22 protein-coding genes, 6 tRNA genes and 1 other RNA gene are annotated in these 26,881 nt (G+C 54.4%); 11 read left to right on the forward strand and 18 right to left on the reverse strand.

Annotated elements, in window-relative coordinates:
* Window positions 1-90: 90 nt before the first annotated feature.
* Window positions 91-972, forward strand: a complete 882-nt coding sequence (cysM, locus tag ACSZO1_RS04420) for a cysteine synthase CysM (protein ID WP_437609925.1) — start codon at window positions 91-93, stop codon at window positions 970-972.
* Window positions 973-1,033: 61 nt separating this feature from the next.
* Here cysM and ACSZO1_RS04425 read toward each other — a convergent pair whose 3' ends face one another.
* Window positions 1,034-2,974 carry a MacB family efflux pump subunit gene (locus tag ACSZO1_RS04425; protein ID WP_437609927.1) on the reverse strand — a complete coding sequence of 647 codons (1,941 nt, stop codon included), beginning with the start codon at window positions 2,972-2,974 and terminating at the stop codon, window positions 1,034-1,036.
* 3 nt (window positions 2,975-2,977) lie between these two features.
* The gene (locus tag ACSZO1_RS04430; protein WP_437609929.1) at window positions 2,978-4,177 is read right to left on the reverse strand and encodes an efflux RND transporter periplasmic adaptor subunit; all 1,200 of its coding nucleotides are present in this window, start codon (window positions 4,175-4,177) and stop codon (window positions 2,978-2,980) included.
* A gap of 170 nt (window positions 4,178-4,347) precedes the next feature.
* Here ACSZO1_RS04430 and ACSZO1_RS04435 point away from each other — a divergent pair, with 170 nt between their 5' ends.
* Together ACSZO1_RS04435 and ACSZO1_RS04440 are read left to right on the forward strand one after the other, a co-directional pair.
* Window positions 4,348-5,028 (forward strand): response regulator transcription factor, encoded by a 681-nt coding sequence (locus ACSZO1_RS04435; RefSeq protein ID WP_437609931.1) that lies wholly within the window; start codon window positions 4,348-4,350, stop codon window positions 5,026-5,028.
* On the forward strand, window positions 5,025-6,377 hold the full coding sequence (locus tag ACSZO1_RS04440; protein ID WP_437609933.1) for an ATP-binding protein: 1,353 nt from the start codon (window positions 5,025-5,027) through the stop codon (window positions 6,375-6,377). Before ACSZO1_RS04435 ends, ACSZO1_RS04440 begins: the two co-directional genes overlap by 4 nt.
* A 51-nt stretch (window positions 6,378-6,428) precedes the next feature.
* Here ACSZO1_RS04440 and crr read toward each other — a convergent pair whose 3' ends face one another.
* The 5 genes from crr to cysZ all read right to left on the reverse strand — a co-directional run bounded on the left by crr (window position 6,429) and on the right by cysZ (window position 11,599).
* Entirely contained in the window at window positions 6,429-6,932 is a 504-nt protein-coding gene (gene crr, locus ACSZO1_RS04445; RefSeq protein WP_437609935.1) for a PTS glucose transporter subunit IIA, read from the reverse strand.
* Window positions 6,933-6,974: 42 nt separating this feature from the next.
* Window positions 6,975-8,702 (reverse strand): phosphoenolpyruvate-protein phosphotransferase PtsI, encoded by a 1,728-nt coding sequence (ptsI, locus tag ACSZO1_RS04450; RefSeq protein ID WP_437609937.1) that lies wholly within the window; start codon window positions 8,700-8,702, stop codon window positions 6,975-6,977.
* A gap of 162 nt (window positions 8,703-8,864) precedes the next feature.
* Complete coding sequence (gene ptsH, locus ACSZO1_RS04455; protein ID WP_437609939.1) at window positions 8,865-9,122, reverse strand: phosphocarrier protein Hpr; 258 nt, start codon at window positions 9,120-9,122, stop codon at window positions 8,865-8,867.
* A gap of 585 nt (window positions 9,123-9,707) precedes the next feature.
* Window positions 9,708-10,679: a cysteine synthase A gene (gene cysK / locus ACSZO1_RS04460; protein WP_437609941.1), complete on the reverse strand. Its 972-nt coding sequence runs from the start codon at window positions 10,677-10,679 to the stop codon at window positions 9,708-9,710.
* A 158-nt stretch (window positions 10,680-10,837) separates the two neighbouring features.
* The gene (gene cysZ / locus ACSZO1_RS04465; RefSeq protein ID WP_437609943.1) at window positions 10,838-11,599 is read right to left on the reverse strand and encodes a sulfate transporter CysZ; all 762 of its coding nucleotides are present in this window, start codon (window positions 11,597-11,599) and stop codon (window positions 10,838-10,840) included.
* A gap of 219 nt (window positions 11,600-11,818) precedes the next feature.
* Between cysZ and zipA the strand changes: the two genes are divergently transcribed.
* The 3 genes from zipA to ACSZO1_RS04480 all read left to right on the forward strand — a co-directional run bounded on the left by zipA (window position 11,819) and on the right by ACSZO1_RS04480 (window position 15,074).
* The gene (gene zipA, locus ACSZO1_RS04470) at window positions 11,819-12,772 is read left to right on the forward strand and encodes a cell division protein ZipA (RefSeq protein ID WP_437609945.1); all 954 of its coding nucleotides are present in this window, start codon (window positions 11,819-11,821) and stop codon (window positions 12,770-12,772) included.
* Between the two features lie 66 nt (window positions 12,773-12,838).
* Window positions 12,839-14,857: an NAD-dependent DNA ligase LigA gene (gene ligA, locus ACSZO1_RS04475; protein ID WP_437609947.1), complete on the forward strand. Its 2,019-nt coding sequence runs from the start codon at window positions 12,839-12,841 to the stop codon at window positions 14,855-14,857.
* 1 nt (window position 14,858) lies between these two features.
* A complete protein-coding gene (locus ACSZO1_RS04480) occupies window positions 14,859-15,074 on the forward strand; it encodes a DUF3820 family protein (protein WP_437609949.1) in 216 nt (71 codons plus the stop codon).
* A gap of 141 nt (window positions 15,075-15,215) precedes the next feature.
* Here ACSZO1_RS04480 and ACSZO1_RS04485 read toward each other — a convergent pair whose 3' ends face one another.
* A complete protein-coding gene (locus ACSZO1_RS04485; protein ID WP_437609951.1) occupies window positions 15,216-16,229 on the reverse strand; it encodes a bile acid:sodium symporter family protein in 1,014 nt (337 codons plus the stop codon).
* Between the two features lie 94 nt (window positions 16,230-16,323).
* Between ACSZO1_RS04485 and ACSZO1_RS04490 the strand changes: the two genes are divergently transcribed.
* Window positions 16,324-17,244 (forward strand): LysR substrate-binding domain-containing protein, encoded by a 921-nt coding sequence (locus tag ACSZO1_RS04490; RefSeq protein ID WP_437609954.1) that lies wholly within the window; start codon window positions 16,324-16,326, stop codon window positions 17,242-17,244.
* Here the strand turns inward: ACSZO1_RS04490 and ACSZO1_RS04495 are convergent.
* From ACSZO1_RS04495 to ACSZO1_RS04525, 7 genes are all read right to left on the reverse strand, one after another.
* A complete protein-coding gene (locus ACSZO1_RS04495; protein WP_437609956.1) occupies window positions 17,241-17,600 on the reverse strand; it encodes a FlxA-like family protein in 360 nt (119 codons plus the stop codon). The two genes, ACSZO1_RS04490 and ACSZO1_RS04495, sit on opposite strands and share 4 nt — an antisense overlap.
* A 137-nt stretch (window positions 17,601-17,737) precedes the next feature.
* On the reverse strand, window positions 17,738-19,324 hold the full coding sequence (locus ACSZO1_RS04500; protein ID WP_437609959.1) for a methyl-accepting chemotaxis protein: 1,587 nt from the start codon (window positions 19,322-19,324) through the stop codon (window positions 17,738-17,740).
* Between the two features lie 264 nt (window positions 19,325-19,588).
* Window positions 19,589-19,716, reverse strand: a non-coding RNA gene (locus tag ACSZO1_RS04505) — RtT sRNA.
* 45 nt (window positions 19,717-19,761) lie between these two features.
* A tRNA-Lys gene (locus ACSZO1_RS04510) sits at window positions 19,762-19,837 on the reverse strand.
* Between the two features lie 4 nt (window positions 19,838-19,841).
* Window positions 19,842-19,917 (reverse strand) — tRNA-Val (locus tag ACSZO1_RS04515).
* Window positions 19,918-19,946: 29 nt separating this feature from the next.
* A tRNA-Val gene (locus ACSZO1_RS04520) sits at window positions 19,947-20,022 on the reverse strand.
* A 42-nt stretch (window positions 20,023-20,064) separates the two neighbouring features.
* Window positions 20,065-20,140, reverse strand: a tRNA-Val gene (locus ACSZO1_RS04525).
* 326 nt (window positions 20,141-20,466) lie between these two features.
* Here ACSZO1_RS04525 and gltX point away from each other — a divergent pair.
* A complete protein-coding gene (gltX, locus tag ACSZO1_RS04530) occupies window positions 20,467-21,882 on the forward strand; it encodes a glutamate--tRNA ligase (RefSeq protein WP_437609961.1) in 1,416 nt (471 codons plus the stop codon).
* 48 nt (window positions 21,883-21,930) lie between these two features.
* On the opposite strand, the gene ACSZO1_RS04535 is transcribed toward gltX, so the two are convergent.
* Entirely contained in the window at window positions 21,931-22,284 is a 354-nt protein-coding gene (locus ACSZO1_RS04535) for a YfeC-like transcriptional regulator (RefSeq protein ID WP_437609962.1), read from the reverse strand.
* 134 nt (window positions 22,285-22,418) lie between these two features.
* Window positions 22,419-23,207, reverse strand: a complete 789-nt coding sequence (locus tag ACSZO1_RS04540; RefSeq protein WP_437609964.1) for a formate/nitrite transporter family protein — start codon at window positions 23,205-23,207, stop codon at window positions 22,419-22,421.
* Window positions 23,208-23,548: 341 nt separating this feature from the next.
* On the opposite strand from ACSZO1_RS04540, the gene ACSZO1_RS04545 reads away from it, so the two are divergent.
* Both ACSZO1_RS04545 and ACSZO1_RS04550 read left to right on the forward strand, forming a co-directional pair.
* Window positions 23,549-23,624: transfer RNA gene (locus tag ACSZO1_RS04545), tRNA-Ala, on the forward strand.
* Between the two features lie 45 nt (window positions 23,625-23,669).
* Window positions 23,670-23,745, forward strand: a tRNA-Ala gene (locus ACSZO1_RS04550).
* Between the two features lie 187 nt (window positions 23,746-23,932).
* Here ACSZO1_RS04550 and ACSZO1_RS04555 read toward each other — a convergent pair.
* Window positions 23,933-25,117 (reverse strand): NupC/NupG family nucleoside CNT transporter, encoded by a 1,185-nt coding sequence (locus ACSZO1_RS04555; protein WP_437609966.1) that lies wholly within the window; start codon window positions 25,115-25,117, stop codon window positions 23,933-23,935.
* A gap of 364 nt (window positions 25,118-25,481) precedes the next feature.
* Between ACSZO1_RS04555 and ACSZO1_RS04560 the strand changes: the two genes are divergently transcribed.
* Window positions 25,482-26,720 (forward strand): Nramp family divalent metal transporter, encoded by a 1,239-nt coding sequence (locus ACSZO1_RS04560; protein ID WP_437609969.1) that lies wholly within the window; start codon window positions 25,482-25,484, stop codon window positions 26,718-26,720.
* Window positions 26,721-26,881 lie beyond the last annotated feature (161 nt).

Consider the following 26,881-nt stretch of genomic DNA (forward strand, 5'->3'; position numbering starts at 1 on the left):
ATTTTCTTTGCATCGCGAATCTGAACAATAAAGAGGCGGGAGTTATCCCGCCTCTTTGCTTATGCATTCTCCCGCTGGCAGGAACCTATAGTGACAACTCTCGAACAAACCATCGGCAACACGCCGCTGATTAAATTACAGCGTCTGACGCCGGATAACGGCAGTGAAATCTGGCTGAAGCTGGAAGGGAATAACCCGGCTGGCTCGGTAAAAGATCGTGCGGCGCTGTGGATGATTCAGCAGGCGGAGCAACGCGGGGAAATCCATCCTGGTGATGCGCTGATTGAGGCCACCAGCGGTAATACCGGCATCGCGCTGGCGATGATTGCGGCAATGAAAGGTTACCAGCTGAAGCTGTTGATGCCCGACAATATGAGCATTGAGCGCCAGGCCGCGATGCGTGCGTATGGCGCGCATCTGATTCTGGTCAGCAAAGAGCAGGGAATGGAAGGCGCGCGCGATCTGGCGCAGGCGATGGCTTCACGCGGTGAAGGGAAGGTGCTGGATCAGTTTAATAACCCGGATAATCCGCTGGCGCATTACAGCACCACCGGCCCGGAAATCTGGCAGCAGAGCGCAGGGCGGCTGACCCATTTTGTTTCCAGTATGGGCACCACGGGTACTATCACGGGGGTGGGCCGTTTTCTGAAAGAGCAGAGTAATAGCGTGGAAATCGTCGGGTTACAGCCGGCAGAGGGCAGCGCTATTCCGGGTATCCGTCGCTGGCCGCAGGCTTATCTGCCGGGGATTTTCCGTCCCGAGCTGGTGGATCGGGTGATCGATATGGGCCAGCAGGAAGCGGAAGACACCATGCGTCAGCTGGCACAGCGCGAAGGCATTTTCTGTGGCGTCAGTTCGGGTGGTGCTGTGGCGGGGGCGCTACGCATTGCCCGCGAGCAGCCAGGCAGTGTGGTGGTGGCGATTATCTGCGATCGCGGTGACCGCTATCTTTCCACTGGCGTATATAACTAATACCTTACTGCTCCCCCATCCCAACTTTCCCCCATTTTATGGGGGAAGGAGCAAACCCCCATCACTCCCGTTCCAGCGCATGAATCGGGTCCATCCTGGCCGCGCGCCGCGCCGGGAAGAAACCAAACACGATCCCAATCAGGCTCGAACAGACAAAAGCGGCAATAATCGATGCTGGTGAGTAGATCATCGAGAAACTGCTGTCACTTTGTGCCAGTAGCAGTCCCGGCAGCAGCGCCAGCAACACGCCGATAATCCCGCCGGTCAGACATACCAGCACTGCTTCAATCAGGAACTGCTGCATAATATCGCTGGCGCGCGCGCCGACCGCCATCCGCACGCCAATCTCACGCGTACGTTCAGTGACCGAGACCAGCATAATATTCATCACGCCGATGCCGCCGACCAGCAGCGAAATCAGGGCAATTGCCGCCACCAGCAATGTCATGGTGTTGGTGGTGCTTTCAATCGCTTCACGGATGCTGTCGGTATTCATAATAAAGAAATCTTTGCTGCCGTGACGCTGGGTCAGCAGTTTAGTGACCCCCTGTTCAGCGATACCGAGATCAACATTGTCTTTGATGCGCACGGTAATACCGCTCAGCCAGCTTTTGCCAATCATCCGCGTCATCGCGGTGGTATACGGCACCCAGATATTGAGATTGTTATCACGGCCAAAGCTGGTCTGGCGCGTGGCGACACCGACAATACGCACAGGCAGATTCCCCAGCATCAGCACCTGGCCGATGGGGTTTTCTCCGTGCGGGAACAGCTTTTTGCGGGTGTTGTCGTCAATCACACCTTCCTGGGCGAGCGTGTCGACACTGGCACGGGTAAAGGCCATCCCCTGAATCAGACGGTAACCACGCACGGCAAAAAACTGCTCGCCGACACCATTCACCGCCACATTCAGCGCCTGATTGCGGTACTTCAGCGTGACATTGTTGCTGATGGTCGGCGTTACGCTGTGAACATAAGGTTGCTGCGCCAGCGCATCGGCGTCGCTGGCGCGCAGCGTCTGGATGCGGGCGGAGCGCATATCGCCGAAGTCTTCGCCGGGAAAGACATCCAGCGTGCTGGTGCCCATCGCACTGATATCCTGCAGGATCTGCTGCTGCGAGCCTTTACCCAGCGCCACCACGGAAACCACAGAGGCAATGCCGATGATAATCCCCAGCATGGTAAGAAAGGTGCGCAGCCGCTGTGACAGCATTGACACCATCGCCATTTTAAAGGCTTCACTCAGCCGGTCGCGTAATGCGCGCCAGGGATGTGGCGTGGCAGGTGGGGGGGAGGGCAGACGCGTGCGCGCTGTCGCGGGTGTATTGCGGGTATCGCCAGTGATTTCACCATCGTGGATTTCGATAATGCGGTCCGCATGATGGGCGACCTGCATATCGTGGGTGACGATCACCACCGTATGTCCCTGCTGATGCAGGTCACGCAGAATCGACATCACCTCTTCACCGCTGTGGCTGTCGAGTGCCCCGGTCGGCTCATCGGCAAGGATCACTTCACCGCCATTGATCAGCGCGCGTGCGATACTGACTCGCTGCTGCTGACCACCGGAGAGCTGGCCTGGCCGGTAGTGCAGGCGCTCGCCCAGCCCCAGCCGGGTCAGCAGCGCACTGGCGCGCTCACGGCGTTCTGCGTGGCTTTTTCCGGCATAGATCGCCGGAATCTCAGTGTTGCCGAGTGCGCTGAGTTCACTCAGCAGATGGTAACGCTGGAAGATAAAACCGAAATGCTCGCCGCGCAGCTGCGCAAGGGCATCGCTGTCCAGCTGCGAGATCGATTTTCCCACCACCAGATAATCACCGCTGCTGGCTTTATCCAGGCAGCCAAGCAGATTCATCAGCGTCGATTTACCCGAGCCGGAGGCTCCGACAATCGCGACAAATTCGCCAGCGTCAATGGTCAGGTTGATCTGTTTCAGCACCCTGACGCGCTGCTCACCGCTGATAAATTCGCGGTTAATGTCTCTGAGCTGCAAAAGCACCATCGGTTACATCCCCATCGGTGGGCCTGGGCGGTGCTCGCCTGGCGCAGAACCCTGACTGATAATCACCCGCTCACCGGCGTTCAGACCGTGAGTGATTTGTGCCTCAATGTTGTTATTGATGCCAACCTGTACCTCACGACGCTGGATACGCTGCTGATCATCCACTACCTGCACGCTGGTTCTGCCATCGAGGGTATCGAGCGCGGTGGACGGGATGACAATCGCGTCCGGCTCCTCACCCAGAACAATATGCACTTCCGCGGTCATGGAAATGCGCAGGGTATGTTCCGGGTTAGCGACATCGAACAGACCATAGTAATAGATGGCTTCGCTGGTGGAAGATGAGCTGGCGGTGGAGGTGGTCATCATATTGCTGCTCTCGGTATTGATCGAGTCAGGTGCGGGTTCGATGGCGCGCAGCGTAGCGGGGTAGCGTTTATTCGGCTGACCGAGAATGGTAAACCACACTTTCATGCCTGGCTTGACGTTCACCACGTCCGCTTCGGAAATCTGCGCTTTCACCGTCATGGTATCGAGGTTCGCCACTTTGATGATGGTGGGGGCGCTCTGCACCGCGTTCACCGTCTGGCCTTCTTCCACCGGAATTGATACCACGGTGCCATCCATCGGCGAGGAGATCTGGGTATAACCCAGGTTGACTTTGCTGGTATCGAGATGGATTTGCGCCTGCACAATCTGCGCCTCCAGCGCTTTTATTTCGGCGCTGGTGCTGTTGAGATCGGCCTGAGCCGCATCGTAATCGGCTTTTGGCGTCAGATTTTTCGTCAGCATCGCCTGCTGACGGGAAAACGCCGCGCGCTGATTCGCCAGTACCGCCAGTTTGGCTGCACGTTGTGCCTGCACATTTTCCAGCGCGGCTTCAGCATTTTTCAGCTCGTTTTGCTGCGTCATGCTGTCGATTTCAGCAATCAGCTGGCCCTGTTTAATCGGCTCGCCAAGCGTCACCAGCAGCGACTTAATCTGGCCGGAAACCTGTGCACCGACACTGACCTGTTTGCTGGAGGTAATCGTGCCATCCGCCAGTACCGTTTGTTGCAAGTCGCGCTGTTCGGCGCGTGCTGTAATATAATCTGGTTTTGACTCATTTTTATGCAGCATTAACCCGCCAGCCAGAGCAATTGCTGCCACAATAATAAGAGTGATGATCGTCCTGCGTCTGCCTGACAGGCGGCGTAATTCCATAGTAAAACAGTTCCTTAACCAGCTACTGAGGGATTCAACGTAAATTTTACGCTAATTAAGTTAAACCAGCATGCAAAGAGGCCCTGGGTGACTGTAAGGATTGAGTAAAATCAGCTGCTAAAGCCCTTGCCACAGGCGAAAATAGCGTCAGTGATGACCGAGAGATAGATATGAAAATTTTATTAGTCGATGACGATCTTGAATTAGGCACCATGCTCAGCCAGTACCTGATTGGTGAAGGGTTCGATGCTTCACTGGTTTTAACCGGTAAAGCAGGCGTGGAAGGTGCGCTTTCCGGTGAATATACCGCGATGATCCTTGATATTATGCTGCCCGATATGAGCGGCATTGACGTGCTGCGCCAGGTGCGGCAGAACAGTCGCCTGCCAGTGATTATGCTGACGGCGAAAGGGGATAATATCGACCGCGTGATCGGCCTCGAAATGGGTGCCGATGACTATATGCCGAAGCCGTGCTACCCGCGTGAGCTGGTTGCGCGCCTGCGTGCGGTGTTGCGTCGCTTTGAAGAGCAGGCGCCAGCGCCAGAGAAGAAAGACCTGATTACCTGGGGCGATCTGACACTGAATCCGGCCACGCGTATCAGCGAATGGAAAAACCAGCCATTCGATCTGACGGCGTCCGAGTTTAACCTGCTCTATCTGTTACTGCGTTCGCCTGACCGTGTGGTGTCAAAAGACGAGCTTTCAGAGAAAGGTCTGGGACGCCCGCGCGAAGCGTATGACCGCAGCGTGGATGTGCATATCAGTAATATTCGCCAGAAACTGTCACAGCTGACGGGCGACCGCATCAATATCGAGACCGTACGCAGTATCGGGTATCGCATTCGATGAAGAGTCGGTTCCGCGGACGTTTATTCTGGAAGATCCTGTTCGGTTTCTGGCTGGTGTTTCTGGTGATTAGCCAGCTGTTGTGGCTGGGTTTTTACCTGAAAGGCGATCATCGTGAGCCGCCGGAAAATACCACGGTGCGCCGTATCGTTAATCTGCAGATGACTTCTGCGGTATCGGTACTGCAGCGCGGTGGTCTGGTGGCGTTAAACGATATGATGGCTGACTGGCCAGACAGCGATCGACGCTTTTTCTCCGTGGTGCCAATGCCAAAACCGCCGCAGGAGAAACCACGCAAAGATCTGGACCGTATTATGCCGCCAGGCGAGTTTCCTGGGGAAGTGATTGAGTGGGTCACCGGCGCGGACGGGCGGCAGTATATGCTGCGCTACGATGTCCACGGTCTGCGTGAAGACAGTGCGATTGGCCATCCGATGCGTAACTTCCTCAATATCCCGGAGCCGATGTTTATTTTTGCCGGGGCAGCGGGGCTGCTGTTCAGTATGCTGCTGGCCTGGAACCTGACACGGCCGATGCGTCAGCTGCGTGAAGGTTTCGCCCGCGTCTCTAAAGGTGATCTCTCGGTACGTCTCTATCCGGTGATGCGTCGCCGCCACGATGAACTTTCTATTGTCGCCAGTGACTTTGATGCCATGGTGGAGCGTTTGTCGGTGCTGGTGCGTGCGCGCGAAGAGTTGCTGCATGATGTGTCTCATGAACTGCGTTCACCGCTGGCGCGTCTGCAACTGGCAACCGGGCTGGCGCGTCAGACGCCAGAGTCAGTGGAAAGTTCGCTGGATCGCATTGATGAAGAGGCACGGCGACTGGACAAGATGATTGGCGAGCTGCTGACGCTGTCGCGGGCGGAAAATGACAGTATGCCTGACGAGCAGTATTTCGACCTGCGTGGTCTGCTGGAAGTGGTGGTCAATGATGCCCGCTATGAAGCGCAGGTGCCGGGGGTGGAAATTCAGTTCGATGCCGGCAACAACACCGATTTTACTGTGAAAGGTAATGCTGAGTTGATTCGCCGGGCGGTGGAGAATGTGGTGCGTAATGCGCTGCGCTTCTCACTGCAGGGGCAGACGGTAAAAGTCGCGCTGCGTAAGGAAAGCAACTGGCTGGCCATTTGCGTCAGCGATCAGGGACCGGGTGTCGATGCCGAAAAGCTGTCGAGTATTTTCGATCCTTTTGTGCGCGTGAATTCGCCATTAATGGGTAAAGGTTACGGCCTGGGCCTGTCGATTGTGCGTAAAGTGGTGCTGGCGCACAGCGGTGAAGTACAGGCGGTGAATGGTAAGCAGGGCGGTCTGGAACTGACGATTCGCTTACCGCACTGGGCGGTGAAATAGCAGTAATAAAAACGGCGCCATCTGGCGCCGTTTTACTGATAACGTCTGGCGTTATTTCTTGATACGGAAGATTGGGGTTTCACCCACGGTCACGCTGCCACTCAGTTTAATCAGCTCTTTGATCTCATCCATGTTAGAGATCACTACCGGCGTCAGCGTAGATTTCGCTTTCTCTTCCAGCAGTGGCAGATCGAGCTCGATGACCACGTCACCTTTCTTCACTTTCTGACCTTCTTCAGCGATGCGTTTGAAGCCTTCGCCTTTCAGTTCAACCGTATCGATACCGAAGTGGACAAACAGCTCAATGCCGTTGTCGGATTCGATAGAAAATGCATGGTTAGTTTCGAAGATTTTACCAATGGTGCCATCAACCGGAGCGACCATTTTGTTGCCTGCTGGTTTGATGGCGATACCGTCGCCAACAATTTTCTCGGCAAACACTACATCTGGCACATCTTCGATATTGACGATTTCACCGGACAGCGGCGCAACGATTTCAATAGTACCGGTCGCAGCGTCTGATTTGTCGCCAAACAGTTTAGAAAACAAACCCATGATCTTCTCCTAAGCAGTAAATTGGGCCAGCATCTCGCGGAATCAGCAGAGTGTTTTTTCTTCAATAAACTTGTTGACCAGGTCCATCAACTCTTCCGCAGTCGGTTGAGTCAGAGCCTGCTCTGCTAATGCCTTCGCATCTTCATAATTCGTATTACGAATAATTTTCTTGATGCGTGGGATAGAAATGGCACTCATGCTGAATTCATCCAGCCCCATTCCCAATAACAGTAGTGTAGCACGTTCATCACCCGCCAGCTCACCACACATACCGGTCCATTTACCTTCAGCATGAGAAGCATCAATAACTTGCTTGATCAGGCCAAGGACGGAAGGCGTCATTGGGTTGTAGAGATGGGAAATCAGATCATTGCCACGATCAACCGCCAGAGTATACTGCGTCAGGTCGTTTGTCCCAATACTAAAGAAATCAACTTCTTTGGCCAGGTGACGGGCGATGACGGCTGAGGCTGGCGTTTCCACCATAATACCGACTTCAATGGATTCGTCGAACGCTTTGCCTTCTTCACGCAGCTGTGCTTTCAGCAGTTCCAGTTCGCCTTTCAGGGTACGTACTTCTTCCACTGAAATGATCATTGGGAACATGATACGCAGCTTGCCGAATGAGGACGCACGCAGGATAGCGCGCAGCTGTGCGTGCAGAATTTCTTTGCGGTCCATGGCGATACGAATCGCGCGCCAGCCGAGGAACGGGTTCTCTTCTTTCGGCAGGTTCATGTACGGCAGATCTTTGTCACCGCCGATGTCCATGGTACGCACGATCACCGCCTGGGAGCCCATGCCTTCCGCCACCGCTTTGTAGGCCTGGAACTGCTCTTCTTCGGTTGGCAGTGCATCACGGTCCATAAACAGGAATTCGGTACGGTACAGACCGACACCTTCTGCGCCGTTACGCTCTGCACCCGCGATATCACGCACGGTGCCGATGTTGGCGCACACTTCCACCTGGTGACCATCCAGGGTGATGGCAGGCAGGTCTTTCAGTTTCGCCAGCTCGTTTTTCTCGCTAACGTACTGGTGCTGTACGGCTTTCAGTTCTTCGATAACGTCTGCAGTTGGGTTAACGTAGATTTTGTTGTTAACGCCATCGAGAATCAGGTAATCGTCGTTTTTCACGCGGCTGGTGACTTCACCGGTGCCGACGATGGCTGGCAGTTCCAGAGAACGGGCCATGATAGAGGTGTGAGACGTCCGGCCACCGAGGTCGGTGATAAAGCCCAGCACTTTCTTCAGGTTCAGCTGCGCGGTTTCTGACGGGGTCAGATCTTTCGCCACCAGCAGCACTTCGTCCTGGATTGCGCTCAGGTCGACGATATGCAGGCCGAGAATGTTTTGCAGCAGGCGTTTACCGATGTCACGCACGTCAGCTGCACGCTCTTTCAGGTATTCATCATCGAGTTCTTCCAGCGCTTTCGCCTGGCCTTCGATGACGGAGTGCGCTGCGGCGTCTGCCGACATGTGCTCATCTTTGATTAAAGCAATGATTTCCTGCTCCAGCTCTTCGTCTTCCAGCAACATGATGTGGCCTTCGAAGATAGCTTCTTTCTCTTCACCGAATGTTTCGCCGGCTTTGATTTTGATTGCTTCGAGCTGCGCAGCGGCTTTGCTACGACCATCGAGGAAGCGCTGGACTTCCTGCTCTACGTCATCCGCAGTGATTTTTTTGCGGTTGATGACGATTTCATCTTCTTTCAGAAGAAGCGCCTTGCCGAAAGCGATACCCGGTGATGCTAAAATGCCTGAAATCATAACCTTACCTTTTTATAACGATGGCTCATTAGGCGACGTGGCGCGCTGCCAGTGTTGCAAACGCTACTTTACGGATGCAACAACGCGGACATGATGTCCGCGATCAAAATGTTTGCACTCAGTTCTGCCTGATGAAACAGTTTATCTGGACGACGGCCCCAATTACTCGAGTTCAGCCATCAGCTTAACCAGATGCTCAACAGCTTGTTGCTCATCTTCACCTTCAGCGGACAGGGTCACTACGGTGCCCTGGGTCAGGCCCAGCGTCTGCAGCTTGAACAGGCTTTTCGCACTGGCGGATTTGCCGTTAGACGTAACGGTGATTTCGGAAGAGAAGCCTTTTGCTTCTTTAACAAACTGAGCAGCAGGACGGGTGTGCAGACCATTTGGAGCGGTAATAGTGACTTCTTGCTGGAACATTATGTTTCCCCAACTTAATTGGTTTGGTGTTGTGGATCTAAAGTCTAGCCTGGCGGCGTAACTTTAGCCTGTGTAGGTCGCGCGGGCGCGAGTACGGGACTCGCAAATCAGCGCAATTAAGGGTAAAGATTTTGCGGCGGCTGCATCCTGTGAGCGACGTCGCAAACCCGGTTCCCATTATGCCGCGCTTTGTATTATTGCGCCAAATGTCTAAATCGATTCAGCGTGACCCGGTTCGCACGGCAATTAATTTTGTGGATCGAAATAATTGCCAGCTTAAATACCAGACCAGGCGGGGTAAGATCAATCTGTCCCTCAACCAAACTTTGATGAGTGTCACAAAAAAGGCGCGATAAGCACGTTGTGCGACATTCTCTTTACGGTTTTTCCTAGCGATATTTTAAGCGGAGACGGGCGTGTAAAGTTTTACAAATCAGATAAATTCCTGCGGTGAAGGTGATAAACAGAGTGGGAATGAATCAGTGTCGAAGTTACCTGTATTTGGCAAACTGACACGGAACAGCTCCTTCCCCCGCTGAGCGGGGGAAGGCTGGGATGGGGGAGAGAACTGTATGGGGGATGTATTTACTGCTGCAGTTCTTTCTCGGTGAACAGGTCAGCAAACAGCGCGGTGCTGAGGTAACGCTCGCCAGAAGAGGGCAGGATCACCACGATGTTCTTGTTGGCGAAAGCTTCATCTTCCTGCAGTTTCAGCGCAGCCGCCACTGCGGCACCGGAAGAGATACCCGCCAAGATACCTTCTTCTTCCATCAGGCGACGTGCGGTGGCAATCGCATCGTCATTGCTGATGCCGACAACTTTATCAATCAGCTTCAGATCCAGGTTACCCGGGATAAAGCCCGCGCCGATACCCTGAATTTTGTGCGGGCCGGGTTTAATCTCTTCACCCGCCAGCGCCTGGGCGATAACCGGGGAGTCCGTCGGTTCCACCGCCACGGTGATCAGATCTTTTTTGCCTTTGGTGTTTTTGATGTAGCGGCTGACGCCAGTCAGCGTACCGCCGGTGCCGACACCCGCAATGAACACGTCCACTTCGCCGTCGGTATCTTCCCAGATTTCCGGGCCGGTGGTTTTTTCATGAATTTCCGGGTTAGCCGGGTTGCTGAATTGCTGCAGCAGCACGAATTTGTCGGGATTGCCCGCCACAATTTCTTCTGCTTTAGCGATTGCGCCTTTCATGCCTTTCGCGCCTTCCGTCAGCACCAGGTTGGCACCCAGCGCTTTCAGCAGCTTACGACGCTCGATGCTCATGGTTTCCGGCATGGTCAGGGTGAGTTTGTAGCCACGCGCCGCGGCAACGTAGGCCAGGGCGATACCGGTGTTACCGCTGGTTGGCTCAACCAGTTCGTTACCGGGTTTCAGCACACCACGTTTTTCGGCGTCCCAAATCATATTGGCACCGATACGGCATTTGACGCTGAAACTTGGGTTACGGGATTCGATTTTCGCCAGAATGCGTCCATTACCGATGCGATTCAGTCGCACCAGTGGCGTATGACCGATGGTTAAAGAATTGTCTTCATAGATCTTACTCATAGCCCGTCCTTAACTGGTTGAATTTTTGGCAACGCTAAGAGCATACCTGTTCAGATTTCTCAAGGAAGGAAAGAAATCGTATATGTATATGTTGCAGCGAAATAAGGCTTAGCGAAATGGCATAAGGCTGGTACTAAGCCCTTCCTTATGCCTGCGGATTAGCGATGTGATGAAAGGGAGGCGCGGTAACGATCGACCCACATGGCGGTTGCGCCGCATACTGCCACCGGCATAATCGCCAGATTCAGCAGCGGCACCATGGTAAACAGGCTGACCAGCGCACCGAACTGCATACTGTCGGTTTTGTGCTGGCGCAGCGCACTGCGCATCTGGCGGAAACTGACTTTGTGGTTATCAAACGGATAGTCACAATACTGGATCGCCAGCATCCAGGCGCTGAACAGGAACCACAGCACCGGGGCAATGGTCTGGCCCACACCGGGAATAAACCACAACAGCAACAACCCCAGCGCGCGCGGCAGGTAGTACATCAGTTTCTGCCATTCACGTTTCATAATGCGCGGTATATCTTTCATCATCCCCAGCCAGCCGCTGTCCGGCAGCGGTACGCCGGTCAGCCGTGCTTCCAGCTGCTCGGCCAGCAGGCCGCAAAACGGTGCGGCAATCCAGTTCGCCACCGTCGAGAACAGATAGCTGAACACCAGTACGATGGAGAGCACGGTCAGCGGCCACAGCAGGTAGCTCAGCCACTGCAGCCAGTCCGGTACATGGCTCATCAGCGCCGGTATCCATTCGCCCAGCTGGCGGAACAGCCAGATAAAGGCGCCACCCATCAGCAGGATATTGACCAGCAGGGGTAAAATGACAAAGCGACGAATGCCCGGCTGGCAGATCAGTTTCCAGCCCTGGCTAAAGTAATAAATCCCGTTCCGGGACTGCAGGTTTTTCTCAGATGCCATCGGCAACTTTTCTCCGTTATGGGGGAAGGCAGCGTTATCATACCGCAGCTTTTTCCGCTGACTAACAGCCAACTGGACGAAAAAACAGCGAAAAAGCATCGTGAAGCTATCTAATTTGTCAGAAAATAGTGCACAGACTTGCACTTGTTTACCTGGACAAATACAGTTAGAGGATAAAGTTTGCCGCGGTGGCAAGGTATTGGAACAACAGAGAATACAATGATGCAGGATTTGCGTCTGATATTAATCGTTGTTGGCGCGATCGCCATAATAGCGCTTCTTCTTCATGGCCTGTGGACCAGCCGTAAAGAGCGCTCTTCTGTGTTTCGCGATCGCCCGCACAAGCGCATTAAGCACGATAAACAGCAAGGGTTGTCCGACGACGATGAAGAGGGCGTCGGTGAAGTGCGCGTACGTCGCACGCAGCCTGAGCAGGATGAGCCTTCATTCGGCGGTTTCGCTGCGGCTGATGACGAGCCGTCGCGCCCGTCTGCGCCACGCAAACAGCCAGAAGCGGTGCGTCATGCGCCTGCGCCAGAAGCCGATCCGTTGTTTGCCGCTGAACCTCCGTGTGCCCCGCAACCTGAACCGGTACGTCGTCCTGCGCCTGTCGCGCAGCAGGGCGAGCTGGAGCTGGACCCGCTGCTCGATGATGAACAGCCGCAGTCACTTCAGCCTGTCGCCGCCCCGCAGCCATCTGCACAGCCACAACCTGTCACCGAAACTGCGCCAGAGCAGGTGCAGCGTAAAGAAGCGGTGCTGGTGCTGCATGTTGCCGCACATGCCGGTGGCACGCTGAATGGCGAAGCGCTGTTGCAGGGTATTCTGCAGGCCGGTTTCCAGTTCGGTGAAATGAATATCTTCCATCGTCATCTGAACCCGGCGGGCAGTGGCCCGGTGCTGTTCAGCCTGGCGAATATGGTGAAACCGGGATCGTTTAATATTGACGCAATGGGCGATTTTTCCACCCCGGGTGTGTCGATCTTTATGATGGTGCCGTCTTACGGCGACGCCCACCAGAACTTTAAGCTGATGCTGCAGTCCGCGCAGCGTATCGCCGATGATCTTGGCGGCGTGGTGCTGGACGACGAGCGTCGTATGATGACGCCGCAGAAGCTGGAAAATTACAAAGCGCGCATTCGCGATGTGATTGACGCCAACGCGAACGCCTGAATGCCGCGTTAACGGTTATTCCCCAACCCCCGCTTGCCGGGGGTTTTTTCTCTCCGATGGTGCGTTATGGAATCCATACAAGACAAAATCACCCATTTGCGAACCACGCTTCGTCATCATGAATATCTGTATCACGTAATGGATGCGCCGGACGTGCCGGATGCGGAATATGACCGCCTGATGCGTGAATTACGTGAGCTGGAAGAGCAACATCCTGAGCTGGTGACGCCAGACTCGCCGACCCAGCGCGTCGGCGCTGCGCCACTGAGCGCTTTTGAGCAGGTACGCCATGAAGTGCCGATGCTGTCGCTGGATAACGCCTTTGATGAGGCCAGCTATCTGGCATTTAACAAGCGCGTGCAGGACCGGCTGAAAAGCAGTGAAGAGATCACCTTCTGCTGTGAGCTGAAGCTGGATGGCCTGGCGGTCAGCCTGCTGTATGAAGATGGCCTGCTGGTGCGTGCGGCAACGCGTGGTGACGGCACCACCGGGGAAAATATCACGGCAAATGTGCGCACCATTCGCGCCATCCCGCTGCGTCTGCAGGGGGAAAATATTCCGGCGCGGATTGAAGTGCGCGGTGAAGTGTTTATGCCGCAGGCGGGTTTTGAGCAGCTGAATGAAGAAGCGCGTCGCACCGGCAACAAAGTGTTTGCCAATCCGCGTAACGCTGCCGCGGGTTCGCTGCGCCAGCTGGACCCGCGCATCACCGCGAAGCGTCCGCTGACCTTCTTCTGCTACGGTTTTGGGTTGCTGGAAGGCGGTGAGATGCCGGGCAGTCACTGGCAGCGCCTGCAGCAGCTGAAAGCCTGGGGTCTGCCAGTCAGCGATCGGATTCGCCTGTGCCACAGTGCGCAAGAGGTGCTGGAGTTTTATCGTCAGGTGGAAGCAGAACGTCCACAGCTCGGTTTTGATATCGACGGCGTGGTGATTAAGGTCGACTCACAGCAGCTGCAGGAGCAGCTGGGCTTTGTTGCCCGCGCACCGCGCTGGGCGGTGGCATTTAAGTTCCCGGCGCAGGAGCAGATGACCACGGTGCGTGATGTCGAGTTCCAGGTGGGGCGTACCGGGGCGATTACACCGGTGGCGCGTCTGGAGCCGGTACAGGTCGCCGGGGTAATGGTGAGTAACGCTACGCTGCATAATGCTGATGAGATCGAACGCCTGGGCCTGCGAATTGGCGATCGGGTGGTGATCCGCCGCGCCGGGGATGTGATCCCGCAGGTGGTTGGGGTGGTGGAAACGGAACGCCCGGCGGATGCGCGTGAAGTGACCTTCCCGACCCAGTGTCCGGTCTGCGGTTCGGATGTTGAACGTGTCGAAGGCGAAGCGGTTGCACGCTGCACTGGTGGGCTGATTTGTGGTGCGCAGCGTAAAGAGGCGCTGTGGCACTTTGTGTCGCGTCGGGCGCTGGATGTCGACGGCATGGGCGAGAAAATCATCGATCAGCTGGTGGATAAAGAGTACGTTAAAACGCCAGCCGATCTGTTCCGTCTGACGCCGGGCCTGCTGACCGGGCTGGATCGCATGGGGCCGAAATCGGCGCAGAATGTGGTGGATGCGCTGAACAAAGCCAAAGAAACGACGCTGGCGCGTTTTCTCTATGCGCTGGGGATTCGCGAGGTGGGTGAAGCGACAGCCGCGAATCTGGCAGCGCATTTCGGTTCGCTGGACAAGATTATCGCGGCTGACCTGGACGCGCTGATTGCGGTGCCGGACGTTGGCACTGTGGTGGCGAGCCATGTACGCAATTTTATGGATGAAGAGAGCAACCGTGAGGTTATCCGCCAGCTGGTGGAGGAGTGCGGTGTGCACTGGCCGGCGGTGGAAGTGGTCAATGCTGAGGAAATCGACAGTCCGTTTGCCGGTAAAACGGTGGTGCTGACAGGATCACTGAGCATGATGTCACGTGATGATGCCAAAGCGCGTCTGACGGCGCTGGGCGCGAAGGTGAGTGGCAGTGTGTCGAAGAAGACCGATTTGGTGATCGCTGGCGAAGCGGCGGGTTCCAAGCTGGCAAAAGCACAGGAGCTGGGCATCGACGTGATTGATGAAGCGGAGATGATTCGTCTGTTAGGAGACTAACATGGAAAAAGAGAATCTGATTGAGATCGCCAATACGGTGATGCCATTTGGTAAATACAAAGGACGGGTGCTGATCGAGCTGCCGGAGGAGTATTTGCTGTGGTTTGCCCGTAAGGATGAGTTTCCCGCCGGGCATCTTGGCGAGCTGATGGCAATGACGCTGGCGATTAAAATCGAAGGGCTGGAAGGACTGGTGAAGCCGCTGAAACGCGGTTAGACCGTTATCTTCGGATTAAGCATTCTGCACCGTCATGCTCCTTCCCCCGCAAGCGGGGGAAGGCTGGGATGAGGGAGCTTACGACGCTGTGCCGCTTGTTCCCCCACTCTGACCCTCCCCCATTTTATGGGGGAGGGGATCTTACTTCTGCGATTCCACCACCGCTTTACCCTGCTGCAGTTTCGCGGCTTCTGCTTCACCTTTTTTCTTATAGCGCTGAGCAATCACCGAGCACACCATCAGCTGCACCTGGTGGAAAATCATCAGCGGCAGCACGATAATCCCCACCGCCGAGGCCGGGAACAGAATGTTGGCCATCGGCACGCCATTCGCCAGGCTCTTTTTCGAGCCGCAGAACAGGATGGTGATCTCATCAGCGCGGTTAAAGCCAAACAGACGCGCCGCCAGCAGGTTAATCGCCAGCACGATAAACAGCAGACCAAGGCTGACGACCAGGATAAACAGCAGCGTCGTGACGCCCACACGGTTCCAGATGCCATTCACCACCGCTTCACTAAAGGCGGAGTAGACCACCAGCAGAATCGACGTCTGGTCGGTTTTGCCAATCAGGCTGCGATGTCTTTCCACCCAGCCGCCAATCCAGTGACGTGACAGATGACCGACAACAAACGGCAGCAGCAGCTGCAGCATAATGTCGCCAATCTGTTCGAGGCCACTGCCACCGATATCACTGTGAATATCCATCACCAGACTGACCAGCAGTGGGGAGATAAACACCCCGAGCAGGCTGGATGCTGAGGCGCTGCAGATGGCGGCCGCGACGTTACCGCCTGCCAGAGAGGTCAGGGCGATTGCGGACTGCACTGTAGCAGGCAGAATGCAGAGGTACATAAAGCCGGTATAGATATCATCGCCGATATTGATCGGGTGCCACCAGGCAAACAGCAGGCCGATAATCGGGAACAGCACAAAGGTGCTGAACATCACCCATAAATGCAGCCGCCAGTGGCTGCTGCCGGCGATAATTTTTTCACGCGACAATTTGGCACCGTGCATAAAGAACAGCAATGCAATCGCGGCGGTGGTCAGCCAGTGGAAGAACACGACAAAGTCACCGCGCGCGGGCAGGAAACTGGCCAGTAATACGGTGATAATCAGTTTGACCATCAGTGGATCAAGTCGAAAAATGCCCATGGTTAATGCCTGATGAATTTATGATGACACTATTGTGCGTTGTCCGGGTTTAGAAATAAAATTGATTTATTGCATTCATCTATGAAAATTCATCATGAATTACAGTATTCGTCAGCTGCGGGTGTTTGTCGCCGTGGCGCAGCATGGCAGTTTTAGTCAGGCGGGGCAGAGCATCGGGCTCAGCCAGTCGGCGGTCAGTCACAGCATTAAAGAGCTGGAAGCGGAGATGGGGATTCGCCTGCTGGATCGCACCACGCGTGAAGTGATGCTCACCGAGGCCGGGCAGCAGCTGGCGACCCGGCTGGAACGTTTACTGGAAGAGCTGAACACCACGCTGCTGGATGCGCGCAGCTATGGGCAGCAGCGCAGCGGGACTGTGCGCGTAGCCGCCAGCCAGACGATTTCAGCGCATCTGATGCCACAGTGTCTGGCCGCCAGCCAGCAGGCGTATCCTGAGATCAAAGTGATGTTGCGCGATCGTCCGCAGCAGTGGGTGTTGCAGAGCGTGCGCAATGCGGAAGTGGATTTTGGCATCGTTATCGATCCTTTGCAGTCCGCCGATTTTGACTGTGAAGCGATTCTTGCCGAGCCGTTTCTGCTGTTATGCCGGCGCGACGATGCACTGGCCAGCGTGCCGGAGATCCGCTGGGAGATGCTCAATGGTCGTCCGATGGTGTTGCAGGATTATGCTTCCGGTAGTCGCCTGCTGATTGATGAGGCGCTGCGTGGGCAGCAGGTGCAGACTGAGATTGTGCAGGAGATTGGTCATCCGGCGACGCTGTATCCGATGGTGGAAGCGGGGATTGGCATCAGTATTTTACCGGCGCTGGCGCTGCCGTTACCGGAAGGGCGGCCGCTAATGGTCAGGCGTATTCTGCCGGAAATCAATCGCACGCTGATGCTGATTCGCCGTAAGAATCGATCGCTGACGCCTGCAGCTGAAGTGATCTGGCAGGAAGTGCGTCAGCAGGCGGACCTGCTGACGCGACAGAGAGAAATCTCTCCGCCGTTTTAGATATACACGTTCAGAGAATTGCTCTCAGTCGGACGGTTAACGCCATCCGCCTTTTTCTCATCACTGCTGTAAGCATCGCTGACGGCTGCTGGCTGTGTTTGCTTCTGCGCTTCAGCCTGTTTCTGCTGTAACGCGGCAATCTGTGCCTGCAGCATCGCGATTTGTGACTGCAGAACCTGCTCCTGCTCCGCTTTTTGCTCGTCAGTCAGTTCAGTGGAGCTGGACAGCTCTTTGATCTGCTGGGTGACGCTTTGGATCTGCTTGGTCAGGCTGGCGATTTGTGCCGCCACACTGCTGCTACTGCCAGAACTGCTGGTACTGCTGGTACTACCGCTGATACTGGATATTGATGACATATTTCCTCCGTTTACAGTGCATCACTACGAATATCGGAGCGCAACGAATAAAGCTTGAGCGCTCAAAGCGTTAATGTTTTGCAAAGAAGCAGTAAAGGTGCGGGCGGCCGTGAGACCGCCCGTAAATATCATGCGTTTCAGGCCAGACGTGGTAACTGCTGGTAAGCCATCGTTTCGTTGACTTTAAATACGCGAATGGCCTGTGACAGTTGCTCTGCTTGTTCCTGCATCGACTGTGCGGCGGCGGCGGATTCGTTCACCAGTGCGGCGTTCTGCTGAGTGACCTGATCCATCTGAGTAATTGCCATATTGATTTCGTCAATGCCGGTGCTCTGCTCGGAGCTGGCGATGGAGATTTCACCCATAATCGCGGTGACACTCTGCACGCTGTTGAGCACTTCTTCCATCGTGGTGCCGGCGAGTGCAACCTGTTTGGTGCCTTCATCCACTTTGGAAACGGAATCTTCGATCAGATGAGCAATCTCTTTCGCGGCGGATGCAGAACGCTGAGCGAGGCTGCGCACTTCAGAAGCGACCACGGCAAAACCGCGACCCTGCTCACCGGCGCGGGCGGCTTCTACCGCGGCGTTCAGCGCCAGGATATTGGTCTGGAAGGCGATACCGTCGATCACACTGATAATATCGACAATCTTCTTCGAGGAGGTGTTGATCATCTCCATGGTGCTGACCACCTGTTTCACCGCATTACCGCTCTGTACTGCGACCTGCGAAGCCTGTGCCGCCAGCTGGTTCGCCTGACGGGCGTTATCCGCATTCTGCTTCACGGTTGAGGTCATCTCTTCCATCGCCGATGCCGTCTCTTCCAGCGAGCTGGCCTGCTGCTCGGTACGGGAAGAGAGATCCATATTGCCTGCGGAAATCTGGCTGGAGGCGGTGGCAATCAGGTCGGTGCCGGAACGCACTTCAGTGACAATCTGCAGCAGGTTGTCATTCATGTTTTTCAGCGCCTGCATCAGCTGACCGGTTTCATCTGATGAGGTGACACGAATGGTGGTACGCAGATCGCCGGAGGCCACGTTTTCTGCAATGCCAACCGCTTCACGCAGCGGACGTACAATCGAACGGGTAAGGAAAAAGCCGAGCAGCACAGCGGCGGCAATCGCCAGCAGTGAGAACACCAGCGTGACGTTAATTGCGGTGGAAGCGTCGGAAACTGCCTGTGCCCCTTCATCCTGCAGCTGGCTGGACTGCGAATCGGCAAATTTCACCACGGTATCGAGGTAAGCATTCTGCGCGGTGGTGATTTTGCGCAGGACGAACTCTTTGGCTTCCGCTTCGTTACCTGCGCGAATCAATGCCAGTAATTGCTGGCGGGCAACTTCGAAGGTCTGAGCAACATCTTTCACCACCTGAATTTTTTTCTTACCCACTTCTGTGGTTTGCAGGTCGGCAATTTTATTAATCGCGTTATCGGTTTTTTTTACGGCTTCATCAAGCTGGCCAAAACGTTTGGCATTGCCTTCCGCGTTGGCAATATCAATCACCATGCCACGCAGAAATTTAATCTGATCATTGACGCCGTCACGCACTTCAAACGCCAGACGTACTTTGCTGTAGCGGTCATTCACAATGCTGTCGACATTGTTGTTAATGTTGCCGATTTTCATCACTGCGGTGGTACTGACAATAACCAGGAGCAGTATCACCAGGCCGAATGCGGCGCCCAGGCGAAAACCGACTTTCATATTCTTTACTGATGCCATCACATGTTTCCCTCTAAATGAAATCCAGCAACCCAGAGTTTAAGTTGCTGTTTTTATATAGTAATGAGCTGCCAAAACGGGTATCGCTAGCGCCGCTGTTTTGACGCATACCGAGGCTGATAAGATCGGCATTGATGATGAAAACTTGATATTGATTTGTGACGGACAACACGATTTTGTGTGATGAAGTGTTACAGAGCGGGGAAGAGCAATATGAGGACGCAGAAACGAAAAAAGCACCCATAGGGTGCTTTTTTCTGAAAATGGTGGGTCGTGCAGGATGACTCGGCTTTTGGCCTCGCCCTGCGGGTCGTTGCCTGCGGCAACGTTGTCTCGCTGGCGCTCGACGCGAACCTGCTGCAGGTTCAAATCCTGCACGAATACGTTCTGTGCACAGAAACGAAAAAAAGCACCCATAGGGTGCTTTTCTCTGAATATGGTGGGTCGTGCAGGATTCGAACCTGCGACCAATTGATTAAAAGTCAACTGCTCTACCGACTGAGCTAACGACCCGAAATGGTGGGTGATGACGGGCTCGAACCGCCGACCCCCTCCGTGTAAAGGAGATGCTCTACCAACTGAGCTAATCACCCATTTCGGAGTAAGATTCTGTGTTGAAGCATGGTGGGCGATGACGGGCTCGAACCGCCGACCCCCTCCGTGTAAAGGAGATGCTCTACCAACTGAGCTAATCGCCCATGTTTCAACGCTCTTACTACTCACTGCGGCCATCTAAGTGATGGTGGGTGATGACGGGCTCGAACCGCCGACCCCCTCCGTGTAAAGGAGATGCTCTACCAACTGAGCTAATCACCCCCGCTGTGTGGAGTCGCATTATAGGGATAGTTCGAAGTGAGTCAACGCTTTTTAAAACGAAAATGATCGTTCGTCTTAAATTTAGGCAGGATGTTGCCGTTTTAAGCAAAACCTCTGTTTTCTTGTGCGATATTCCGCCAGATCAGGTTTGCACTCTGGGGAAGGTCGTTGAGGATTCGCCGTCAGGTGATAGAATACCGCCACATTATTTCAGTACGTACCCGTCATTTTTCAGGTTGGCGCCAGGCGGCAACCCGAATTATTCAGGATACAGGTTACTGTTTTCTGACATTGGTCAGCGCATCCGCGTAATAAGGCATCGTTTAATGAAAATCAAAACCCGTTTCGCTCCCAGCCCGACCGGCTATCTGCACGTCGGTGGCGCCCGTACTGCACTTTACTCCTGGTTGTTTGCCCGCAACCTAGGCGGTGAATTTGTGTTGCGTATTGAAGATACCGACCTGGAGCGCTCCACGCAGCAGGCTATCGACGCGATTATGGATGGTATGAACTGGCTGAATCTCGACTGGGATGAGGGCCCGTACTATCAGACCAAACGCTTTGACCGCTACAACGCGGTGATTGATGAGATGCTGGAGGCGGGAACCGCCTATAAATGCTATTGCTCGAAGGAGCGTCTGGAAAATCTGCGTGAAACCCAGATGGCGAACGGCGAGAAACCACGTTATGACGGCCGCTGCCGCGACAGCCATGAGCACCATGCTGCGGATGAGCCGCATGTGGTGCGCTTCCGTAACCCGCAGGAAGGCTCCGTTATTTTTGACGATCAGATCCGTGGTCCGATCGAATTCAGCAACCAGGAGCTGGACGATCTGATCATCCGTCGTACCGATGGATCGCCAACTTATAACTTCTGTGTGGTGGTGGACGACTGGGATATGGGTATCACCCATGTGATCCGTGGTGAAGACCATATCAATAACACGCCGCGTCAAATCAACATCCTGAAAGCGATTGGCGCGCAGGTGCCGGTGTATGGCCACGTGTCGATGATCCTTGGCGATGACGGTAAAAAGCTGTCCAAACGCCACGGTGCGGTCGGTGTGATGCAGTATCGCGACGACGGCTATCTGCCGGAAGCGCTGCTGAACTATCTGGTACGTCTCGGCTGGTCACACGGCGATCAGGAAATCTTCTCGGTTGACGAGATGAAACAGCTGTTTACGCTGGATGCTGTCAGCAAGTCTGCCAGTGCGTTCAACACCGAGAAACTGCAGTGGCTGAACCACCACTATATCAATACCCTGGCGCCGGAATATGTTGCGACGCATCTGCAGTGGCATATTGAGCAGGAGAAGATCGATACCCGTACCGGTCCCGAACTGGCGCAGCTGGTGAAACTGCTTGGCGAGCGTTGCAAAACGCTGAAAGAGATCGCGGCATCCTGCCGTTATTTCTATGAAGAGTTTGACGAGTTCGATGCGGATGCCGCGAAGAAACACCTGCGTCCGGTCGCGCGTCAGCCACTGGAAGTGGTGCGTGATAAGCTGAAAGCGATCACGGACTGGACAGCCGAAAATGTCCATCACGCGATTCAGGCGGCGGCAGATGAGCTGGAAGTCGGCATGGGCAAAGTCGGTATGCCACTGCGTGTGGCGGTCACGGGTGCAGGCCAGTCTCCGGCACTGGATGTGACCGTTCAGGCTATCGGTCAGTCGCGTTCTGTGGCACGTATTGAGAAAGCGCTGAGCTATATCGCAGCACGCGAAAGCCAGGCGTAATCGGCAGGCAATAAAAAACCGGAAGCAGATGTCTGCTTCCGGTTTTTTTTATTCTTCGCTAATACCCAGACGCTGCAAAATGCCCTGAATACCCTCGCGGACAAGTAATGCAGACAGTTTCGCCTGTTCCTCTGACGTCATCTGTTGCAGTGAGGTCATTAACAAACCCGGTAGCGGATTCTGATTCACCACATAAGGTGCGGCAGGCTCAGCAGCATGACGCGTGGATTTCAGAAACTCCTTTACCCGTTCATCGATGTGAATTATACGCGCCTTTCCTCCCTGAACGCCCGGTTTTGGCGCGGTGGTCCAGCACTCCCTTTTAATCCATTTATTGATGGTCTGACGGCTATAGCCCGTAACCTTCGCCAGCTCTTCTGGCGTTAACCAGTCCTTTTTCACGTTTCAGTCCCTGTAACGGTTGTACTTAAGCGGACATCTTACAGTAAATCGCCAGAGGAATAACTAACGGTTAAAAAAATGCGATCTGGCGCAAAGAATGCCCTTCACCGGCTGGCGAAGGGCAGAGAGATGGCTTAACGGGTTACGCTGGCGTTTTCTGTGGCAGGACGGAAAGCGAGGAAATAAGCAAGACCAACAAACACTGCGCCGCCGACGGCGTTACCGAGGAACACGGCGACAAAGTTTGGCAGGTACTCTGCCCAGCTCAGGTAACCGGCAAAAATCGCGGCAGGGACGATAAACATGTTGGCGACCACGTGCTGAAAACCAATCGCCACGAAGGCCATAACCGGGAACCACATACCGAAGATTTTGCCGACCACATCTTTACTGGCGAACGCCAGCCAGGTGGCGAGACACACCAGCCAGTTACAGCCGATGCCAGAGATAAAGGCATGCATAAAGTCAGCATTCACTTTCGCGGTGGCGATGGCGACGGTTTTCTTCAGGAAATCGCCTTCTGTCATGCCCAGCAGGTGACCAAAGAAGTATGCCACAGCAATACTGCCGATAAAGTTGGCGACCGTGACCCAGAACCAGTTACGCAGTACGGCGAAACCGCTGATCTGACGGGCAAACCAGGCAATTGGCATGGTCATCATATTACCGGTCAACAGCTCACCGCCAGCCAGAACGGTAAGAATGATCCCTACCGGGAACACGGCTGCGCCCAGCAGGCCACCAAATGAGCCCCAGTCTGCCGGTAACTGATAGATAACATGGATATCCAGTAAGAAGCCCATGGCGATAAACGCACCCGCCAGGAAGCCAAGAATGATTAAGGTGCTGACCGATGCGTGGCTTTTGTTCACGCCCGCCTGAATGGCGATAGCCGCGATTTCTTTTGGTGTATGCAAAGACATGATAGCTCTGTGTAATAGTTGATAAGCGCCAGTACCCACTGCTGGAATCGGGTGTTGCGCACGGGATAAGGCAGTGGGGCGATTATTGGTTAATTAATTAGCGGGCGAAGTTTTGCACGAGCCGTTAACAAAAACAAGTAACTTTTACTGCCATTTTTAACCCCAGGTTAACATGGCGGACGCGGACGGATTTTCATCACGCTAAGCGGCTGAATTTCGGTCATCAGAGATGTTGTTGACGCCTTTTTCAGCGATCAGCCACAGAATATGAATTTGCCGTTGACACCCCGGAGGCTGTTTCATATTATGCCGTCCGTCGATACGACACGGTTTTTCGGTTCGGGGCTATAGCTCAGCTGGGAGAGCGCTTGCATGGCATGCAAGAGGTCAGCGGTTCGATCCCGCTTAGCTCCACCAAATCGCATCCCAACGATTTGGCACTGAAAAAACGATTCCAGATGTGGGGGTATAGCTCAGCTGGGAGAGCGCTTGCATGGCATGCAAGAGGTCAGCGGTTCGATCCCGCTTATCTCCACCAAATTCTCTTTCTTCCCTTATTTTTCCATCATTCTGCTTATGCAGAGATTTGTCGTTTCCGCGATTTATTCACCGGCCTGTTTTTACCTGCTAATGATGGGGTGTGCTGAGGTTGTGCGTGTTGACTGAGGGCGACAGAGGATGCGGGAAAAGCCGCGGAGCCAGGCAGTACCCGGCCCCGCAGAGGATTACAGTACCAGACCGGCGATAGACGCCGACAGTACGCTCACCAGTGTTGAACCGTAGAGCAGTTTCAGGCCAAAGCGGGAAACCACGTTACCCTGTTCTTCATGCAGGCCTTTAATCGCACCGGCAACAATACCAATAGACGAGAAGTTAGCAAACGACACCAGGAACACGGAGAGGATGCCTTCGCCGCGTGGTGACAGCTGACCGGCAATTTTCTGCAGATCCATCATCGCCACGAACTCGTTGGACACCAGTTTGGTCGCCATAATACTGCCTACCTGCAGCGCTTCGCTGGCTGGTACGCCCATTACCCAGGCAAACGGGAAGAACACGTAGCCGAGAATGCCCTGGAAGCTGATGCCGAAGATAGCGTCAAACAGTGCGTTGATACCGGAGATCAGGGCGATAAAACCGATCAGCATGGCGGCAACGATAATCGCCACTTTAAAACCGGCGAGGATGTATTCGCCCAGCATTTCAAAGAAGCTCTGACCCTGATGGGTGTTGCTCAGCTGCAGATCTTCTTCGCTGTCAACGCGGTACGGGTTGATCACGGACAGCACGATAAAGGTGCTGAACATGTTCAGGATCAGCGCTGCCACAACATATTTTGGCTGCAGCATGGTCATGTACGCACCAACAATCGACATGGAAACCGTCGACATCGCGGTAGCCGCCATGGTGTACATGCGGCGCTGTGACATTTTGCCGAGAATATCCTTATAGGCGATAAAGTTTTCTGACTGTCCCAAAATCAGTGAACTTACCGCATTGAAGGATTCCAGCTTGCCCATGCCATTCACTTTCGACAGCACAGTACCGATCGCGCGGATAATAATCGGCAGGATACGGAAGTGTTGCAGAATACCGATCAGCGCGGAGATAAACACGATAGGGCACAGTACGTTCAGGAAGAAGAACGCCAGACCTTTCTCATTCATGCCGCCAAAGACAAACCCTGTCCCTTCTGCTGCATATTTAAGCAGTTTTTCAAACAGATCCGAAAAACCTTGTACAAAGCCGAGGCCGATTTCCGAGTTCAGGAAGAACCAGGCAAGCAGCACCTCAATCACCAGTAGCTGTATGATAAAACGCACACGGATGTTTTTACGGTCGCTGCTGACCAGCAGGGCCAGTAACGCCACAACAGCCAGCGCTAACGCAAAGTGCAAAATGCGGGACATGATTGCTCCAAATTTGAGGCAGGTTATATTTCGCCGTGTATTCTATGTAACGCGAAAGGTAAAAACGAGATCAAAACCACATTATAATAATTACCTATCGTGGTATGGCTGAGAAAAGCCTAGCGGATCACATCCTGATGTGGTGCTAAATAGTGCGATGCGTCTTTTTTGTTAAAATTGTTTAACACATCGTCAAAGCGATTGCTCATTTTTTGCCACTGGTATAATGTGGTTATCTATATAGCAAAGGCTATACTTTATAGTCGCGGCTATCACAACAATCACTAAAACCGAATTCTGTCGCGCTTAACAACCCGTATGCTGTATGGGTATCGGGCGTTTATTTCAGGCAAGGGGCACCACTATGTCAGAGAGCCGCAGCGCAGAACAGGCTGCACGCGGAGTGCGCAAGGTCAAGCTGGCGCTGCTCGGGCCTGCCTTTATCGCGGCGATCGGTTATATCGATCCCGGTAACTTTGCGACCAATATTCAAGCCGGAGCTTCATACGGTTATCAGCTGCTGTGGGTGGTGGTCTGGGCCAATGTGATGGCGATGCTGATCCAGCTGATGTCGGCGAAACTGGGTATCGCCACCGGCAAAAACCTCGCGCAACATATCCATGACCGTTTTCCCCGTCCTGCGGTCTGGTTCTACTGGGTGCAGGCGGAAATTATCGCCATGGCCACCGATCTGGCGGAATTTATCGGCGCAGCAATTGGCTTTAAGCTGCTGCTCGGTGTCAGCCTGCTGCAGGGCGCGGTACTGACCGGTATCGCGACTTTCCTGATTCTGATGTTGCAGAGCCGCGGGCAAAAGCCGCTGGAGCTGGTGATTGGCAGTCTGCTGCTGTTTGTCGCTGCGGCTTATATTGTCGAGCTGTTTTTCTCGCAGCCTAAAGTCACCGATTTGCTGCACGGCATGGCAGTTCCATCCCTGCCTACGGCGGATGCGGTATTTCTGGCTGCAGGCGTGCTGGGCGCGACCATTATGCCGCACGTTATCTATTTACACTCGTCACTGACCCAGGCGGGAGATCAGGGCACGCGTGCTGAGCGTTACTCCTCGACCAAACTGGATGTGGCGATTGCCATGACCATCGCCGGCTTTGTAAACCTGGCGATGATGGCGACCGCTGCTGCTGCGTTCCATTTTAGTGGTCATACCGGTGTTGCCGATCTTGAGCAGGCGTATCTGACACTGGACCCGTTGCTGAGCCATGCGGCGGCGACAGTATTTGGCCTCAGTCTGGTGGCGGCCGGCCTCTCTTCCACGGTGGTAGGCACGCTGGCGGGACAGGTGGTGATGCAGGGTTTTATTCGCTTCCATATTCCGTTGTGGGTACGGCGGGTGGTCACCATGCTGCCGTCCTTTATCGTGATTATGGCGGGCTGGGATCCAACGCGTATTCTGGTGATGAGCCAGGTGCTGCTGAGCTTTGGCATTGCGCTGGCGCTGGCGCCGCTACTGGCGTTTACCGGCAATCGTGAAATTATGGGTGATATGGTCAATTCACGGCTGATGCAGAACAGCGGCAGGGTGATTGTGGTGCTTGTGGTCTCGCTGAATATTTATCTGCTGGCAGGAATGGCACTGGGGCTGTAATCGATCCGAGTCCCTCTCTCCATTTATGTGGCTGGAGGTTACGTTCTTGCTGGCATCGCTGATTTGATCCCCTCCCCCACAACGTGTACGGTCCGGGGACATTGCAGACAGGTGTTCGGGGACATGGTGAACACTTTTTAACATCCTTTACCCATGGTGAT

The organism is Erwinia sp. V71 (assembly GCF_965644245.1).
GTDB lineage: Bacteria > Pseudomonadota > Gammaproteobacteria > Enterobacterales > Enterobacteriaceae > Erwinia.

Bases quoted from the DNA above. Each gene is read 5' to 3' on its own strand.
- ACSZO1_RS04560 (WP_437609969.1), top strand. From the start codon at position 25,482: ATGTCAGAGAGCCGCAGCGCAGAACAGGCTGCACGCGGAGTGCGCAAG.
- ACSZO1_RS04435 (WP_437609931.1), top strand. From the start codon at position 4,348: ATGAAAATTTTATTAGTCGATGACGATCTTGAATTAGGCACCATGCTC.
- cysZ (WP_437609943.1), bottom strand. From the start codon at position 11,599: ATGGCATCTGAGAAAAACCTGCAGTCCCGGAACGGGATTTATTACTTT.
- ligA (WP_437609947.1), top strand. From the start codon at position 12,839: ATGGAATCCATACAAGACAAAATCACCCATTTGCGAACCACGCTTCGT.
- ACSZO1_RS04440 (WP_437609933.1), top strand. From the start codon at position 5,025: ATGAAGAGTCGGTTCCGCGGACGTTTATTCTGGAAGATCCTGTTCGGT.
- ptsI (WP_437609937.1), bottom strand. From the start codon at position 8,702: ATGATTTCAGGCATTTTAGCATCACCGGGTATCGCTTTCGGCAAGGCG.
- ptsH (WP_437609939.1), bottom strand. From the start codon at position 9,122: ATGTTCCAGCAAGAAGTCACTATTACCGCTCCAAATGGTCTGCACACC.
- ACSZO1_RS04500 (WP_437609959.1), bottom strand. From the start codon at position 19,324: ATGGCATCAGTAAAGAATATGAAAGTCGGTTTTCGCCTGGGCGCCGCA.
- ACSZO1_RS04555 (WP_437609966.1), bottom strand. From the start codon at position 25,117: ATGTCCCGCATTTTGCACTTTGCGTTAGCGCTGGCTGTTGTGGCGTTA.
- ACSZO1_RS04480 (WP_437609949.1), top strand. From the start codon at position 14,859: ATGGAAAAAGAGAATCTGATTGAGATCGCCAATACGGTGATGCCATTT.
- crr (WP_437609935.1), bottom strand. From the start codon at position 6,932: ATGGGTTTGTTTTCTAAACTGTTTGGCGACAAATCAGACGCTGCGACC.
- ACSZO1_RS04540 (WP_437609964.1), bottom strand. From the start codon at position 23,207: ATGTCTTTGCATACACCAAAAGAAATCGCGGCTATCGCCATTCAGGCG.
- ACSZO1_RS04425 (WP_437609927.1), bottom strand. From the start codon at position 2,974: ATGGTGCTTTTGCAGCTCAGAGACATTAACCGCGAATTTATCAGCGGT.
- gltX (WP_437609961.1), top strand. From the start codon at position 20,467: ATGAAAATCAAAACCCGTTTCGCTCCCAGCCCGACCGGCTATCTGCAC.
- ACSZO1_RS04430 (WP_437609929.1), bottom strand. From the start codon at position 4,177: ATGGAATTACGCCGCCTGTCAGGCAGACGCAGGACGATCATCACTCTT.
- zipA (WP_437609945.1), top strand. From the start codon at position 11,819: ATGATGCAGGATTTGCGTCTGATATTAATCGTTGTTGGCGCGATCGCC.
- cysK (WP_437609941.1), bottom strand. From the start codon at position 10,679: ATGAGTAAGATCTATGAAGACAATTCTTTAACCATCGGTCATACGCCA.
- ACSZO1_RS04485 (WP_437609951.1), bottom strand. From the start codon at position 16,229: ATGGGCATTTTTCGACTTGATCCACTGATGGTCAAACTGATTATCACC.
- ACSZO1_RS04490 (WP_437609954.1), top strand. From the start codon at position 16,324: ATGAATTACAGTATTCGTCAGCTGCGGGTGTTTGTCGCCGTGGCGCAG.
- ACSZO1_RS04495 (WP_437609956.1), bottom strand. From the start codon at position 17,600: ATGTCATCAATATCCAGTATCAGCGGTAGTACCAGCAGTACCAGCAGT.